The sequence below is a fragment of the Lacrimispora sp. YZC11 genome, assembly GCF_057543815.1.
On the sequence record NZ_BAAJYQ010000014.1, the window covers coordinates 35,717 to 51,936 of the forward strand.

19 protein-coding genes are annotated in these 16,220 nt (G+C 42.8%); 3 read left to right on the forward strand and 16 right to left on the reverse strand.

Annotation, left to right across the window (positions count from 1 at the left end):
* Positions 1-14: 14 nt before the first annotated feature.
* Genes AC27IJ_RS13935 through AC27IJ_RS13945 form a run of 3 tightly spaced genes read right to left on the reverse strand, consistent with a single transcriptional unit; the run spans position 15 to position 1,997 of the window.
* A complete protein-coding gene (locus AC27IJ_RS13935) occupies positions 15-539 on the reverse strand; it encodes an NADH-quinone oxidoreductase subunit NuoE family protein (RefSeq protein ID WP_312502172.1) in 525 nt (174 codons plus the stop codon).
* A complete protein-coding gene (locus AC27IJ_RS13940) occupies positions 536-1,324 on the reverse strand; it encodes a formate/nitrite transporter family protein (protein WP_312445296.1) in 789 nt (262 codons plus the stop codon). Before AC27IJ_RS13940 ends, AC27IJ_RS13935 begins: the two co-directional genes overlap by 4 nt.
* Before the next feature lie 19 nt (positions 1,325-1,343).
* A complete protein-coding gene (locus AC27IJ_RS13945) occupies positions 1,344-1,997 on the reverse strand; it encodes a molybdenum cofactor guanylyltransferase (RefSeq protein ID WP_487149413.1) in 654 nt (217 codons plus the stop codon).
* Positions 1,998-2,508: 511 nt separating this feature from the next.
* Here AC27IJ_RS13945 and AC27IJ_RS13950 point away from each other — a divergent pair.
* Complete coding sequence (locus AC27IJ_RS13950) at positions 2,509-3,099, forward strand: hypothetical protein (protein ID WP_487149415.1); 591 nt, start codon at positions 2,509-2,511, stop codon at positions 3,097-3,099.
* 91 nt (positions 3,100-3,190) lie between these two features.
* Here AC27IJ_RS13950 and AC27IJ_RS13955 read toward each other — a convergent pair whose 3' ends face one another.
* The 11 genes from AC27IJ_RS13955 to spoIVB form a co-directional block, all read right to left on the reverse strand.
* Positions 3,191-3,760 (reverse strand): AlkZ-related protein, encoded by a 570-nt coding sequence (locus AC27IJ_RS13955; protein WP_312445292.1) that lies wholly within the window; start codon positions 3,758-3,760, stop codon positions 3,191-3,193.
* Positions 3,761-3,804: 44 nt separating this feature from the next.
* On the reverse strand, positions 3,805-4,038 hold the full coding sequence (locus tag AC27IJ_RS13960; RefSeq protein WP_312445290.1) for a hypothetical protein: 234 nt from the start codon (positions 4,036-4,038) through the stop codon (positions 3,805-3,807).
* A gap of 29 nt (positions 4,039-4,067) precedes the next feature.
* A complete protein-coding gene (locus tag AC27IJ_RS13965; protein ID WP_312445288.1) occupies positions 4,068-5,039 on the reverse strand; it encodes a peptidylprolyl isomerase in 972 nt (323 codons plus the stop codon).
* Positions 5,040-5,062: 23 nt separating this feature from the next.
* Positions 5,063-5,845, reverse strand: a complete 783-nt coding sequence (locus AC27IJ_RS13970; protein ID WP_312445286.1) for an HAD family hydrolase — start codon at positions 5,843-5,845, stop codon at positions 5,063-5,065.
* On the reverse strand, positions 5,842-6,438 hold the full coding sequence (locus tag AC27IJ_RS13975) for a Maf family protein (protein ID WP_312445284.1): 597 nt from the start codon (positions 6,436-6,438) through the stop codon (positions 5,842-5,844). The genes AC27IJ_RS13970 and AC27IJ_RS13975 overlap by 4 nt, the downstream gene beginning before the upstream one ends.
* A 160-nt stretch (positions 6,439-6,598) precedes the next feature.
* The gene (locus tag AC27IJ_RS13980; RefSeq protein ID WP_312445346.1) at positions 6,599-7,156 is read right to left on the reverse strand and encodes a putative ABC transporter permease; all 558 of its coding nucleotides are present in this window, start codon (positions 7,154-7,156) and stop codon (positions 6,599-6,601) included.
* A gap of 204 nt (positions 7,157-7,360) precedes the next feature.
* The gene (locus tag AC27IJ_RS13985) at positions 7,361-7,819 is read right to left on the reverse strand and encodes a divergent PAP2 family protein (protein WP_312502176.1); all 459 of its coding nucleotides are present in this window, start codon (positions 7,817-7,819) and stop codon (positions 7,361-7,363) included.
* A 13-nt stretch (positions 7,820-7,832) separates the two neighbouring features.
* A complete protein-coding gene (locus tag AC27IJ_RS13990) occupies positions 7,833-8,402 on the reverse strand; it encodes an HD domain-containing protein (protein ID WP_312502364.1) in 570 nt (189 codons plus the stop codon).
* A gap of 37 nt (positions 8,403-8,439) precedes the next feature.
* Positions 8,440-9,885: a glycogen synthase GlgA gene (gene glgA / locus AC27IJ_RS13995; protein ID WP_312445282.1), complete on the reverse strand. Its 1,446-nt coding sequence runs from the start codon at positions 9,883-9,885 to the stop codon at positions 8,440-8,442.
* 96 nt (positions 9,886-9,981) lie between these two features.
* On the reverse strand, positions 9,982-10,788 hold the full coding sequence (gene spo0A, locus AC27IJ_RS14000; RefSeq protein ID WP_312445281.1) for a sporulation transcription factor Spo0A: 807 nt from the start codon (positions 10,786-10,788) through the stop codon (positions 9,982-9,984).
* A 532-nt stretch (positions 10,789-11,320) separates the two neighbouring features.
* The gene (gene spoIVB, locus AC27IJ_RS14005) at positions 11,321-12,595 is read right to left on the reverse strand and encodes a SpoIVB peptidase (RefSeq protein WP_312445279.1); all 1,275 of its coding nucleotides are present in this window, start codon (positions 12,593-12,595) and stop codon (positions 11,321-11,323) included.
* Positions 12,596-13,119: 524 nt separating this feature from the next.
* On the opposite strand from spoIVB, the gene AC27IJ_RS14010 reads away from it, so the two are divergent.
* Both AC27IJ_RS14010 and AC27IJ_RS14015 read left to right on the forward strand, forming a co-directional pair.
* Positions 13,120-13,560 (forward strand): ASCH domain-containing protein, encoded by a 441-nt coding sequence (locus AC27IJ_RS14010; RefSeq protein WP_312445277.1) that lies wholly within the window; start codon positions 13,120-13,122, stop codon positions 13,558-13,560.
* Positions 13,561-13,615: 55 nt separating this feature from the next.
* A complete protein-coding gene (locus AC27IJ_RS14015; protein WP_312445275.1) occupies positions 13,616-14,452 on the forward strand; it encodes a prenyltransferase in 837 nt (278 codons plus the stop codon).
* 192 nt (positions 14,453-14,644) lie between these two features.
* On the opposite strand, the gene AC27IJ_RS14020 is transcribed toward AC27IJ_RS14015, so the two are convergent.
* Positions 14,645-15,370 carry a YdcF family protein gene (locus tag AC27IJ_RS14020; RefSeq protein WP_487149421.1) on the reverse strand — a complete coding sequence of 242 codons (726 nt, stop codon included), beginning with the start codon at positions 15,368-15,370 and terminating at the stop codon, positions 14,645-14,647.
* A 118-nt stretch (positions 15,371-15,488) separates the two neighbouring features.
* Positions 15,489-16,205 carry a DUF554 domain-containing protein gene (locus AC27IJ_RS14025; protein WP_313155120.1) on the reverse strand — a complete coding sequence of 239 codons (717 nt, stop codon included), beginning with the start codon at positions 16,203-16,205 and terminating at the stop codon, positions 15,489-15,491.
* Positions 16,206-16,220: the final 15 nt, after the last annotated feature.

Consider the following 16,220-nt stretch of genomic DNA (forward strand, 5'->3'; position numbering starts at 1 on the left):
TTCCCCCTTTCAGCCTATACGGCTATTTTGCCTCTGCGCAGGTCATCGATCAAAGCAGATATTTTTTCGTCGCTGAGATTGCCAAATACCGTATCCTTGATTTTAATGACAGGACCAATGTCGCAGGCGCCCACACACGGAATATAGTGGTAGGCAAAAAGACCGTCATCAGTCGTCTTTCCCATGGGTATGCCAAGCTTTTTCTCCAAGGATAAACACACCTCTTCCGCGCGGGAGAAATGGCAGGGCGAGCTGTTGCAGATCTTAAGGACATATTTTGCCTGAGATTTCTCCTTTAACATGGCGTAATAGCTGACAATCTCATACACCCTGGTTTCGGTCATATGCAGCTCTTCTGCCACCATGGCCGCAGTTTCTTTGTCAATATAGCCTTCTTCCGAAGCAAATTGAAGATCAATTAAAATTTCCAAAATGTTTTCCTGCTTTGCTCCATCCTGACGGATGATCCTCAGCTTCTCTTCCCTTACCCTTGTATCCATTGCAATGACCCTTTCTTTCATTTTATTTTTACTTCTCATTCCTTTTTGGCGTCCTCTTTCTGCCCATACATACAAAAGCAGGGCAGGGCAAAAGCCAGTGCTCCGCCGATGGCGTTTCCGATAAAGACAAACACCGTATTCTGCAGGTAATTCAGCCAGGTGATCGAAGACTCGCCTGAAAAGATTGCTGCAGGAATGACAAAAGCGTTTGCCACCACATGCTGAAATCCCAAGACCACAAAAATCATGATAGGAAACCACATTCCTGCCATCTTTGCGGTAAAATCCTTGGCGCTGGTGGCAAACCATACAGCCATGCAGACAAAGATGTTGCAGCCGATAGCAGAAACCAGGGCCACCATAGGCGGATCACTGATCTTAGCGTTGGCAACAGCCATGGTTTTGGCCAAAAAAGCTCCTTCCGTCAGCCCCACAAAATGCCCGAACGAGTAGGCAACGATAATGCTTCCAACCATATTTCCTGCCATGACCACCACCCAGTTATAAGTCAAATCCCAAAAGGAGATCTTTTTCTGGAACAAGCCGATGGCCATGGTCATCATATTTCCGGTGGCTAATTCTCCTCCAACCAGCACAATCGCCATGAGTCCCATGGGGAAAAGGCAGCCTCCAAGAAATGTTGCAAAGCTCCCCCACTGGGCAGGCACTGTTCCCTGAACACGTATGCAGGCTAAAAAACCTTCTGCGATAAATGAACCGCCTAGAATAGAAAGTAAAAATAATCTTAAAAAAGACAACCTTTTTTTTATTTGGGCCTTATCTCCCAAAATATCCAAAACTTCTGCCGGACTAAAGAATCCCATTTCCCCCTCCTATGTAACATCATTCATTTTTTACTGTTTTCTGGTTCCAATTTTGTACATCTTCCGGTGTGTTTAAATTTACTATAGCGTTCATTTCCGTATTGCTCAAACAATACAGTCCCACATGCAGAGCAGGAAAAGCGCTGCGAGGTTTCAGCTCTCCTTGATCCATTTGTTTTTTCAAAACAGGAAGGCAGGACTTATGGTAAAAAGCGAGCAAAGGCTCTAATTTCCCCTGATGACTGCATACCAAAACCTGTTCTTGTTCCAGTTTCCGGTACATCCGGCCGATCAGCCCAATATCCGGTAAAGGCATATCGCAGGCCATAATAAAAATGTATTCCGTCTGAGCCTGCTCTAAAGCAGTACTTATCCCGCCCATGGGACCCTTTTCCATATAGTGATCCTCTAAAACGCGAAGCTCTGTAAAATCCGTCCGGCCGTCAAACTTGGCTTTTGTATTGCTGACCAGAACCACCTGTTCAAACAGGCTTTGCAGCTTCCCCACTGTCTGCAGCAGCAAATACTCCTCGTCATCCATCAAAAATGCTTTGTCAAAACCCATTCTCCGGCTTTTTCCTCCGCATAATATGGCTGCTGTTACATTTTCTATTTTTTTATTTGCATTTTTGAAAGAAATCACCTCCTGTATTTGTTTTTCTATGAAACGCACCGGACAATAATCCCTAAAAAACTTTTTTAACTAAAAAACTTTTTTTAGCAATAAAATATTTTTAGGATGTTTTTTTATATTAACACTCCAACTGGCATATGTCAATATATACAAAAGAGTATAACGGTTCCATCCAATTTTGTTCATAATACACAATTCTGAATTATTTTATTTTTTTCTCGTTATGTTTTTCTCAATTTCTTCTCCTTGTTTTTCCGACTTTTTTCAGGCAATACAAACAATTGTGTCACTGAAACACCAGATGCCAGGCTTTTCACTGTTTCTGTAATAAAAATTAAGACAAAGTATTGTACACACGCGACAGCCGAAGCAATGCAGTCCTTAAAAGAGAGAAGATTTTTTGTTAAATATATCACGCATTTTCGACGGTTTTCCGCAAGTTTTCCATGTTGAACCCATGTTAGGAACGTGTTATAATTAAAATAATTTCGCACAGAATTATATTGGGTTTACCAAAAAAGTGCAGCAAATTTTCGAAAACGGAGTATATATGAGTACAGAAAACACAACTCTTCTGCAAGCCAGACATATGGTATTAATCGGAGCAACGGGACGGAACAGCGGAAAAACAACCCTGGCGCTTCAGATTATCCATGCCTTTAAGGAGGAAATACCGGTTATTGCATTCAAACTGATAACCATAAGGAACCATGGGGATATATGCCCCAGAGGAGGCCAGGGCTGCGGGATCTGCCACGGGCTGAAAGGCTCCTTTGACATTACGCTGGAGACCGGTACCGGGACAAAAGATACCATGCTATTAAAAAAGGCCGGAGCAAATCAGGTTTATCTCATCCGGGCCTATAAGGAAAATTTGAGAGAGGCGTTAGAGGAAGCGCTGAAGCTGGTCCCAAGTAACGCCCTTGTTCTATGTGAATCCAACAGTGTGCGCCTGGTAGCTGAACCCGCCTTTTTTGTCATGATTCAAAGCAACGCTTCTTCCAGTATAAAACCTACGGCAGAGGCAGTAATGGAGTATGCAGATATAATTCTTCCACAAGATGAAGTTTCCTTTGAGAATTTTGTTCAGGGGCAGTTATATCAGAAGATAAAACCTTGTTTTTCAGGACTAAACCAATGAAAAAGGAGTCAGGCTTTGAAAAGCCCGGCTCCTGATTTTTTCAAATCAAAGAGGCTGTGCACGAATTACTTCGTGCGGCAGCCCCTTATTTTTAAGATATTATTTTTAATATTTTGGTGACGTCCGATTTTCTTAAGGTTTTTTCTAAAATATGAATGGCTTTATTTTTAGCGTCATCTTTCGAATCTTCCACTTGAAAAAAATCTCCGCTCTCTTCCCATTGAAAGGAAGTTCCATATAGAAATGAGGACCAATTTACGTTTATACTTTTATAACTGGAAATTGCAGTAATGAGGAGTTTTTCCAGTAACTCTGATTGGGCTGCATTCATTTCCTTTTTGCCCAAGCCGCTTACCACTTTAAGCATTTCGGTGCTTTGCGGAGGGTTATTTTCCAGGATCCTATAAATTCTTTCTGCATTAGTACTCAAAGAAGTATTTTCTTGAATTGTCTTTAATAAAAAATATAACTCCTTAGATAAATAAACCGTTTTATGACGATAAATCTTGCAATAAAAGATCTCATGGATGTCGATTAAATGAATGGCATCCTGCCATGTACAGCCAATATCCTCTAATGATTTTATATACGGGTCTTTATTACAACCTATTAAGCCGAATTCATTTATATAATCTAACAAAATTTTACTTGATGGCTTCATAATTCCACCATTTCTTTCTTACAATGTAGGATTTTCCCTTCCCTCTAATGCGATTCCCCCATAGTTTCCGGCGCCACTTCCCGGCTGGTTTCCAAAGGAGAATCAGAGGTCTTACTTCCCTCCCAGTACCGGTATCCAAACACGCCCCCAACCGTCAGGCAAACCAGCAGAAACAAGGCAAGCAGAAAACGAAGAAACCCTATAAGGATCTCCCGTCCCCGGTTTCTTCTGCGTCTGCGGCTGCGCCCTCTCATCCTATCATAATCTTCCGGTTTCATCTGTAGTTTTCCCCATCCTTCCCCTATGGTTAGTCAGAAAAATACTTCTTATATATTTCAAAAAAATTCGTGGCAGTTGTCCTGTCATCTTTGGAGAATTTTACATCCTTCCAAATCTCAGTGCTGAAGGTGACCGGATTTTCTTTCTTAAACTGGGAATAGATTTGATCAAAGGCTTCCCTCTTCCGTTTCCGGTAAAGCCCGGCTTTCCTTTCCTGGGTGGCGTCTTCATCATAATCGTTTACGCAATGGATGATATAATATTTGCCCTTATCCTCCACCACCTGACTGATCTGTCCTGCAGTAAGAGAAAAGGCAGCATCCTCATAGGGGCCTGGGTTCTCCCCTCTGCCGATCTTGCATGTGGTGGCCGGATTCTCCGAATATTCCCTGGCAAGCGAGGAAAAATCAGCCCCTTCGGCTTCTGCCTTTAAAAGCACATCCGAAGCTACGGCCCCATCGGACACAACAATCTGATCCACCTGGATCACCTTGGCTTCGCTGTCGCTGATCTCCAGATTCATGTCCTTTGTCAGTTCATCCACAACCTTATTGGATAAATAATATTCTTCATACATCGTCCGCACATCCGTTTCTGTGGCTCCCATGTAGGAGATATCTTCCTTTGTCAGAGAAGAAAAATATTCTTCTGAAGCCTTACGGACCTCTTCTTTTTCAGCACTGGTTAAGGTGATTCCCTTATTCTTTGCCAGAAGATTCATCATCTTCATTTCCTGAAGAAATTCCTTCACCTGATCCACCAGATAGGTTTCAAAGGTCTGTCCGCCTGGTAAGTCCACTCCCCAGATCTGGTTGGTATAAATCTGCTGATACCGGTTCCTCTCTGTAGCTACAATTACCATAGATTGGGGCAGCGTATATGCCTTTGTCTCAAAAGATTCAGAAACAAGGGGGATATTAGCTCTGCACCCGGACAGCAGGGCGATTGCCGCCGCAGCAGTCAGAAGGACTTTTCCCACACTCTTACGTTGACCTTTCATGAGCATACCTCTTTTCACGCTGCTTAAAGCAGCTTCAGTATTTTCAGGACCCCGTCATTTACGTTAGTGTCCGTCCGGAATCTGGCAGCGGCCTTTACTTCTTCCCTGGCGTTTCCTACGGCAAAGCTGTAATAAGCCTGCTTTAACATTTCAATATCATTTAACTGATCGCCAAAGGTCATGGTCTCTTCCGGTTTGATTCCCAGGCTTTCCTGAAGAAGCTTCACCGCCTGCCCTTTGTTAATTCCCGGTCTCATACAGTCCAGCCACATGTCACCTGCTATGGTCATCTTAAGGCGGTCCGCATACTTTTCCCTCAAGGTTCTGGTATGAGCCTCCACATCTGTCTTGCGGTACACGGAGACCTTGATGAATTCAGATTCCACCCTGGTCAAATCCTCCACTTGCTTCACATGGAACCGGTAGCCGTTTACGATCCAGTCCAGGAATTCACGGTTTTCCGTCTCCGCATATATCACATCAGGTCCGCTGAGCAGGATATCAAGCCCTTCCATATTCCTAACCTCATACACCATATCCATGACCGTTTTTCGCTCAATGGTGTTGATGTACAGACTCCTCCCATGGCAGCCTACATAGGCACCGTTATCCGAAAGATAGAATACTTTTTCCTTAATGGGTTCAAATATTGATTCAATGCTGAGCCACTGGCGTCCGCTGGCCGCGGCGAACTGAATCCCTTTTGCACGCAGCTTTAAAATTACATCATACAGCTCAGGATTCAGCTCGTGGCTTCCATCCGTCACAAGAGTCCCGTCAATATCCGATGCAATCAGTTTAATCATTCCTTGCCCTCCTGTTCAAACATCTGCTTTATCTCCTGGTACACACGTCCTACAGGCAATCCTACTACATTATTATAATCGCCGTCAATCCCTTTAATAAAAGCCGCGAATTTTCCCTGTATCCCATACGCCCCGGCTTTGTCCATAGGCTCCCCACTGTCTGCATAAGTTCTTATCTCCCCGTCTGACATGGGATAGAGATGGACATCGGTCTTTTCCACAAATGACTTAACTTTATTCCCACCAACTCCACAATACACCAGGGTAACCCCTGTGTATACCTGATGGGTCTTCCCTTCTATCAGGGAGATCATCCGGTAAGCGTCTTCATGACTGACCGGCTTTCCCAGAATCTCACCGCCGGCTGCAACTATGGTATCCGCGCCGATGACATAAGTCCCTGCCTGCTGGCGGCTGGCAACGTCTTCCGCCTTTTGGCGGGACAGCTCCATCACCGCCTCCTCCGGAACGTCCGTGGTGATCTTCTCTTCTATGGTGCTTGGCACGACCTCCGGCGCTATCCCGATTTGAGCCAGAAGTTCTCTCCTTCTTGGCGAAGCTGAAGCCAGCACAAGCTTGTCTATCTTATTCATCTCTAACCTCCATGTTACTCTTCCATACTTTATGGTATAATAGACGCAAGCGTCTATTATCGTACTGCATTCGCCAAATGCCGCGAAAGCGGCACTTGGCTCATTGCTTTTATGGTATAAAATAGCAAATAAGCGGGACCCATATCGAATCCCGCCTTCATTAATATACTTTCAAACGCCCGATCATAGACGCATCATCATCGTCACAGTCACTTCGAAGCCGCATTCTCATGGTATATGTGAAATCAGCCATGTAAAAAATCAAAAGGCTCAATGCCACCAACCGTTCAAAATTTTCCGGAATCATTCCTGCCATCGCACTGACAAATCCGTTTAGGAACCGGAAATAAAAAATTCCTAAAAATCCCCATGCAATGCTGCTTTCCATACAGATGATCCCTTTGTAATTAAACAGCTTCCGGCTGTAATCCCACCAGAAAGAACCAAACAGCCTTATCATCATATGAGCTGTCACAAGCTCCATAAAGGTTGCCATAACCATAGAGGCAAAGTAAAGATGAATCGGATTGCCTGCCAGAGGCTTAAGCAGGATCATTGCTCCAGCGGCGCCAAATCCATAGATGATACAAAATGGTCCATGCCCAAATCCACGATTCAGCACAGGCCTTTTATTCTCATAGCTGAGTACGGTACATTCAAGAAGGTATCCAAGAAAACTGAACAGGAAAAAACAGTTTATCCCGTGATAAATTGACATATCCATTTTACCTCCAATTTTAACAATTTTTGAACTTGTTAAAGTATAATATGGATATCTTAAGAAATCAAGGACTATTTTCTTACGATTCCCAGAAAACTTTCTTCTTTATTCCCGTGGATGCAACGAGCCATAGTCAAGCTCACTTGACCCTGGCGACTGCCCACGAGGCCAAATACCAGGATACTTTCTGCGAGTTTTTGACTAATAATACTGCGCGATAAAAAGCGCAAGCAAGATTCCTAAAATTGCCCCTGCCGCTACCTGGAGAGGAGTATGTCCCACATATTCTTTAAGCCTTTCCTGTAGTATCTCTCCGCTAAGCTCAAATGGATTTTCCAGCAGAATGCTGTTTAACAGCTTGGCCTGCTTTCCAGTTTCCCTGCGTACTCCCATGGCATCATACATGACAATCATGGAAAGGACAAAACTGACCGCAAACTCAAAAGAACCGACGCCATAGCGGTAAATGGCGGCGGTCGTCAATGCACATACCGTTGAGGAATGGGAACTGGGCATACCCCCAGATCCCACAAGCCTCTCCGGATTAAAATTTTTGTTTAGGGCCAGATCAATGATTGTTTTTAAAACCTGTGCTACCATCCAACCGGCAACTCCAGTGATCAAAACCTGATTCCCAAGTAAATCTTCCCAAAATGTCATGGTTTCCTCCGTCTTATGCAGCGCTCTTCTTTCCAAAACCGAATAAGATCCAACGCTTGATCCTGGCCATTGTTTCAATGAGACCGCAAAATTTGTCTGAATAAATGATCACCATCCCATCCCAGCTCTTTGGGGGGATTGGCGTCAGCGGCCACATATGGCGTAAGATCATATCTTTCTCTTTTTCTGTCAGTTCAAAATATTTTACCGCATTATTTAATGCAGCCCGGGGATGAGTAAAACCATGGAAGTGCTCCCCGGTTTCCTTTGCATGGGTGTGCCAGTCATACAAAAACAAATCATGTAGAAGACCAGCTCTTGCGACTGCTTCATAATCCCAGCCCATCTTCCTGCAGATGCGGTAGCCCATATAGGACACCTTAATGCAGTGGGCCTTGCAGGTTGTATCGCCATGCTGCATATAATTATCCATGGACTGAAATACCGGACTATCTATGATGTCCCTGACACAGTCCATATAATCCGTATCTTCACAATAGTCTTCCCGTTCTACCCAGGTAGAATCTTCTGCCCATCGGATCGCTTCTTCTTTTTCTTCCCGGGTTAAATACATGTTTTCCATCCTTATTCTAACGCTTCTTTCCTGATCCATGGCCTGCTTAATAACCAATCAGCCAATCATAAAGTTCCTGATATTTCATGGCTGAAGTTTTCCATGAGTAATCCTTTGCCATGGCGCGGTCAATGATTTTGTTCCACTCACGCTTCTTATCGTAGTAAACCCCCTCCGCGTACCGGATAATTCCTAACATCTCGTGAGCGTTATAATTGGAGAAAGAAAAGCCGGTTCCCCGGTTCTCAAACTCATTAAACGACTCTACCGTATCCTTTAAACCGCCGGTTTCCCGTACAATGGGCACGGTGCCATACCGGAGAGCCATAAGCTGGCTCAGCCCGCATGGTTCAAACAGGGATGGCATAAGAAACGCATCACATGCGGCGTAAATCTTATGGGACATTGCCTCCGAATAATAAATATTGGCGGAAACCTTATCCTGGTATTTCCACGCATAATGGCGGAACATATTCTCATACCGTTCTTCCCCTGTACCAAGGACTACCAGCTGGATATCATCGCTGCACAGCTCATCGATCACGCACTGGATCAGATCCAGTCCCTTCTGGTCTGTCAGCCTGGAAACGATACCGATCATAAACTTCTTCTCATCCTGATTCAGTCCCAGTTCCTGCTGCAACTCCCGCTTATTCTTCACCTTTTCCTTTCGGAAATTTTTCAAATTATAATTCTTTTCAATATACTGATCGGTTTCCGGATCAAACTCCTCATAATCAATGCCGTTGACAATCCCCCGGAGGCTGCCTGCCCGTGCACGCATCAGGCCATCCAGCCCTTCTCCGTAAAACGGCATCTTGATTTCTTCCGCATAGGTATCGCTGACCGTAGTGATGGCATCGGCGTAAACAATGCCGCCCTTTAACAGATTGCCATCCTTATAAGCCTCCAGCTTATCCGGCGTAAAATAATAATCCGGAAGGCAGGTAAGCTTTTGTATGGTCTTAACATCCCATACGCCCTGGAACTTTAAATTGTGAATCGTGATTATGGATTTCATTTTCCGGAAAAACTCTCCATCATGAAAACGGTCCTTTAATAAAACAGGAATAAGGGCTGTCTGCCAGTCATGGCAGTGAACTACATCAGGCTGGAAGCCGATGACTGGGAGGGCTGACAAGGCTGCTCTGGAGAAAAAACAAAATTTTTCCAGATCATTGTACCAGTCCCCATAGGGTTTGGAACCGTTATAATATTCTTCGTTATCAATAAAGTAAAAGGTAATGCCATCATAAACATACTGTAGAATTCCCACATACCTGTTCTGTCCAAGATAATCCATATAAAAATGGTCAATATAGGTCATCTGGTTTCTCAGTTCTTCCTTGATACACAGGTATTTGGGAATCATGACTCTTACATCGAAATACTCTTTATCGAAGCACTTGGGAAGGGATCCCACAACATCTGCGAGACCTCCTGTTTTAATAAAAGGTACTGCCTCTGATGCTACGAATAATATCTTCTTCATCCAAAAACCTCCCTTATCCTTTCCCTCTGGGGTATTGCCGATTTTTATTTAGTATACTGCATTTTAAGGAAATAAGGAAGTATCAAAATTTACAAATTAGGAAAGTTTTTTATAGTCCAGTCTTATCTTATCGGCAATTAAAGCAATAAATTCAGAATTCGTAGGCTTTCCTTTGCCGGTGCTTACCGTATATCCAAACAAATCATTGATGGTATCCATCTTTCCCCTGCTCCATGCCACCTCTATAGCATGACGAATGGCACGCTCCACTCTGCTGGGAGTTGTCTGATGTTTCTTTGCAATAGATGGGTAGAGTATCTTTGTCACAGAGGTTAGCATTTCCTGATCCTGTACGGAGATGACAATGGCATCCCTCAAATACTGGTATCCCTTAATATGCGCAGGAATGCCAATTTCATGAAGCATTTGAGTTACATCATTTTCCAGGTTCTGTTCCATGTATTCCGTTTTATTGACATAGGGTTTTACTTTTTTCATCCCCTGAAGGCTGGGAGCTTTCGACTTCCTCTGTCCTACTCTTCGTACCTTATCGACGATAATATCCTTATTAAACGGCTTCATTATGTAGTAATTTGCTCCCATTCGGAAAGCATCTTCAGTGATATTCTCGCTTCCTGCTGCTGTTACCATGATAAACGACGGAATCTTTGTAACTGCACCATTTCCGCGTACCCGCTCCATTACCGTTATTCCGTCCATTCTCGGCATAATTACATCCAATAAGACAACATCAGGATTTGTTTTGAGGATCATGTTATAAGCGTCTTCGCCATTATCCGCTCTTCCTACTACGTGAAAATCCTCCTCTCCCTCCAGTATATCATTCAGCAGATTCAATGTCTGCAGGTTATCATCCGCAATCGCAATACTAATTTCTGACATATTGGTACTCTCCTTCTGATTCTTTTAAATAGATTAAAACTAGTGTAAAGCCATTATAGTCTTGCCCTGGCTCATGCCGCAATGGGATTCTATCGCATTATTCGACAAAAGGAACTGTTTTTTAAGTGATATTCCGGAATACTTTTTTACCTTTGATGCGTCAGAGGTCGAAAAGCCCTCCCCCGGTCTAAAGCACTGCCGGGCTTCTTATACTTCAACAGTGTTGAAAATTGAAACTCCTTGTCGTCAAAAAAATTCCGAAATTTTCCATCCCACGGTTCTTATATTATCACATTATAATTACCTTGAAAAGCATAATTTATAAAATTACACATTTTTTGTAACTTAAATTACTACATTTCGACTATTAAGTAAAATATATCTGTATATTTATTGTTAAAAACTCCCTAAAACAATATTCTTTCTCTAAAATCCGTTGTAATTATTATTATTTAAACAAAAATAGGAAAAAAGAAAAGAACGGCGCCGCAAGTACTTACGATTCTGTTCTTTTCTTTCCTGGCTTTTAAACTCAGTGATTGATCATGTTTTCGATGAATATACCATACCCTCTTGTTGAGTCCTGGATAAACACGTGGGTTACGGCCCCTATCAGCTTTCCATCCTGCATAATCGGGCTTCCTGACATGCCCTGTACGATGCCGCCGGTCAGAGCCAAGAGGTCCGGATCCGTGACCTTAATCACCATTCCTTTGCTTTTATGAGTGGTGGAATAATCCACTCGCTGTATTTCAATCTCATAATCTCTTACTTTTCCGGATACATCACTTCGGATGTAGGCCGTTCCCTTCTTCACATCCTGCCGATAGCCAATGGGAATGGCATCCTGTCCCATGCTCTGCTTAAATCTCTCATTTACATTTCCAAATATTCCTTCTTCTGTATTGGCGGTAATGGTTCCCAGGGTGGAGCCTGGTCCATAATAGATGATACCGCTCATCACACCCGGCTTTCCAAAGGTTCCCTTTTCAATTCCCAGGATCGCTGTTTCATAAAGGGCTCCATCGGTAATCTGGACTACATTACCGGTGTCACTGTCGCTGATTCCATGGCCCAGTGCGCCAAACTGTCCGTTCATGTCCACATAAGTCATGGTACCAATTCCCTGAGTGTCATCCCTGACCCAGACTCCCAGCTTGTAGGTTCCGTCTTCCGCTTCCGTGGGATTCATCTTTACATCAATGGTTTCCCCGCTCCGTCTGACTTTTAGCACTGCCTCAGCAGCGCCTATTTTACTCAGCTCGTTCATCAGAGTTTCCTTATCTTTTAGAGGCGTTCCATTGATGGCTTCAATGTAATCCCCTGATTGCAGGACCCCGAAAGCCGGTTCCACAACCATTCCGTCCTTTTTTGTCACATCACCGGTACCAATCACCATGATACCGTCAGATTTTAAGTAGATCCCAATGGGAGTGCCGCAAGGAATGGCATATTTGGTATCTACTACATTCACCTGTATGTCCTTTAATTGGATCCATCCAAACAGCTTTAGCCCCAGCTTATAACTTCCCTGGTTTTCCGAATATAGGGAAAATGGCTGGTTTATTTGAAGATGGATCTTATCGGAAGGAATATTTGTTCCGTTATTTAATACCACTTCCTCGCTGTCGGAAGACAGCGTTACATCAAAAGGCATGGAGAAATGAAACTGCTCTTCTTCCTGTGCAACGATATTCAACTTGTCGGGAATTACCCGCTTCATATAGAACCAGGAAAATCCGATGCAAAAGATCAGGCTGATCCAGAACGCTCTTACTATAAATTTATGAAATTTATTTTTTCCCATCTCGCATACCTCCTTAGGTGAATGAAAGGAGACAATTTTTTTGCTCCTCTCTTAGTATGTGAGAAATTATTTAAATCACACTGTCATATTTTAGTTGTAACTATTTTCTTTCGGTGGCAGCTTTTCAATAGAATGAAAATCTATTTTAGCCTTTTGTTCCTTCTGGCTGAACTTTTCAAATTCAATAATTTCAAAAAAGGATGTTATGCACATTCTTTTTATTTACTATTATGATCTCCTTTTTTTTATTGATTAAACAATAAAAAATGATTAATAAGTGTACAAAGCAAATTGTTGAAATTGGCTTAAATAAAGGCTTTTCCACTGATTTCATACGTTTTCTTTCCCTTCTGTCCCGGTATCCCTAACCCCTTTTACCTTTTTGTAATTAGAGCACATTACAAAATAGTGTAGAATTAAAGCAGGAAATATTGTATAATTCTCTAATAAAAGGGGAGCTGATACGAAGTGAATTTATCGTTTGCTGTTTTAAAAATCCGGAAAGAAAGGGGGATTATAATATAATGAATGCAGAACAAATGTGGAATGAATTTGTGACTGGAAATCAAATTAAGGAAACAGAATATCAGTCATGGGCGTTTGGTGTTGATGCCGATGAGCTAGCAGATTTAGTACTAAGAGGCATTAAAACCGGAACAGCCTCTGCATATCCCTTATATGAAGTGGAAAACGAAGCACTGCCAAAAGCAGGAGATTATAGTATTATTCTCGACTCAAAAGATGAAGCGGTATGTATTATTAAAACAACGAAAGTTTATATCGTTCCATTTAGGGAGGTTCGTGAGGAACACGCTGGGAAAGAAGGCGAAGGCGATGGTTCATTGGAATATTGGAGAAAAGTACACATTGAATTTTTTAGTCAAAATATGTCTGAAGCCGGAAGACTATTTGATGAAGATATGCCGGTAGTATGTGAGGAATTTGAATTAGTATATAGACCATAAAGTTTGGGTTATTGATAATCAAATAAGCGGCATAACCGGTGGGGAGGATGATATAATGGCGGTGGAAAATCAATACTTATCAGATGTAGAAACAATATTATCTCATAGACATGACAATGGGGCTGACCTATGGGCAACTCCAGACAAACGGCTTTTGAAAGGATCCCCGTTTTCAACATTTGACAGCGTGCTTTATTTATCGGAGCTTGGAATGCCGCCAGAAGATCCTGTTTTAAAAGCTGCTGCTGATTTAATTTTCAGTGTATGGCAGGATGACGGGCGTTTTAAAATATATCCCAAAGGTAGTATTTATCCATGTCAAACGGCAATAGCTGCTAATGTATTGTGTCATTTGGGATATGACTCTGATAACAGAATTCAAAAAACCTTCCGGCACTTTTTGGATACACAATATAAAGACGGAGGCTGGCGCTGCAATAAGTTTTCATATGGGCATGGAGAAGAAACGGAGTATTCCAATCCAAAACCTACACTGAATGTGCTTGATGCCTTTCGATTTAGCGATTTTCTAAATAAAGAACAGGCACTTGATAAAGCCGTAGATTTTTTGCTTGAGCATTGGATCATACGTAAACCCATCGGTCCTTGTCATTATGGTATTGGAACGCTCTTTATGCAGGTTGAATACCCATTTCGCAATTACAATTTGTTTGAATATGTCTATATTTTATCTTTTTATGACCGTGCAAAAAACGATAGCCGTTTCCTGGAAGCATTTGAAATTTTAAAGTCAAAAACCGTTCACGGTCAAATCATAGTTGAGCGCGTAGTCCCTAAATTGGCAAAACTCTCTTTCTGTAAAAAGGGGGAACCAAGCGCATTAGCAACAAAACGTTATAATGAAATCTTAGAAAATCTCAATAAAAAGTAATCATTATAAATTAGGAAAGACCCAGATAGTAAAAGATGCAGCCGTTCTGAAAAATAAAAGAATACAAAAAGATGCCGCAATCCTGCAAAAACATAGTGTTTATGCGGTTTGCGGCATTTTATCCCCCAGGGTACAGCTCAAAATCATGTCGGACGAGGAAGAGAAAGCGAAAATGAGCAGGCAAATAGAAAATTATTCTGCTGACGCATACAGGGGATTTGCTGCCCTAACCATATCAGCGTACTCTTTTTTCAATCCCTCAAAAGCATTCTCAACTTCTTCCGGTATATTCACATGGGCAATAAACCCTTTGCCTCTCGGCCCATATCCGTCTGCATTGTCTGACAATCGGGGAATCTCACCCATTAACAGCGTTATATAACTGTCTATGTCCCACATTCCCCATATTTCTTCTTCAAAAAACAGCTCCGAGTTCTTTACTATCACATGAGCGCAGTATACGGCATAATTTATGATAATCACATCGTCAGCAGCATACTTCCTAAGTCCTGCTTCCATTCGGTGCTGCATCGATGCATCCTGTGCAAGAATGATACTTTTAAAAGAAATGTTATTTTCCTTCAGCAGTTCCAGAAGATATGTAATATTGTTCCCGCAATTTGTAGAATTGCATTCCAGAAAATCTGCCTTTAACCCATACCTGTGTTTTATATATGCATCAAATATTTTTGCTTCCGGCAAACCGGCTGTTTCTATATCCGGGAATTCTTCATGCATTCTTAGGCGCAGGGTTTCTGTTGTATGACCTGCCCCGCCTACTATTATGTATTTTTTTGCGATTCCCTTTTGCATCCCATGAGCCAGGATATCCCCGCCGCACTTAATGCTGCCGCCGAAAAGGACCATTACATCTGCTTGTTCTATTCCATATTTATTTCTCAGATCATCTGATGTCAATGCAGGAACATCCCTCTTCCCGCAAAAACCACCTAAAATGTTTACACATTCAGCAATATAACCCTTCAATATTATTTCCTTTCAATTCAACGATATCGGTTTATCTTCCAAAGGTGGCTTAAGGAAAAAAAGCAAAAGCCACAGCCAAAAAGATGGCCGGAAGCATATTAGCCACCTTGATCATCTTTCCCCAGATAAGATTCATGCCCACACAAAAAATCAAGACCGAACCGGTTAAGGACAAATTTGACAGGGCCTGGGGCGTCATAACGGGTTCAATCAATCTTGCCAGAAGGGTTATGGTTCCCTGAAACAGGGCAACCGGAATGGCCGAAAAGATACACCCTTTTCCAAGAGAAACCGTCATGACCAGAATGATGATCAAATCCAGGAGCGCTTTGGCAGCAAGAACCGTATAATCCCCGGAAATCCCATCCTTGATGGCGCCAACCACTGCCATGGCTCCGATGCAGACCGTAAGAGAGGCCGTTACAAATCCGTCTACAAATTTTGCATCGCCGCCGCTGTTTGTTTTTATTTTAAGCCATTCTCCAAACCGTTCCATGGCTGATTCAATGTTCATCCACTCTCCAAGGAGCGATCCTATGAAAAAAGAGAGGATGAGCATCATCGTTCCCCTGCCGGCAAGCTCTCCCTGCCGGATGACCAGCATTTCTTCCATAACGCCCTCAATACCAAGAAACAGCACACATATCCCGGCCCCGCTCATCAGCGTACGCTGATAGCGCTCCTCCATCTTCTTCCCAAAGAGAAGGCCGCCCAAGCCTCCTGCCGCAATCCCCGCCACATTAATCAGTGTTCCAAGTCCAATCATGCTCTCATACTCCCG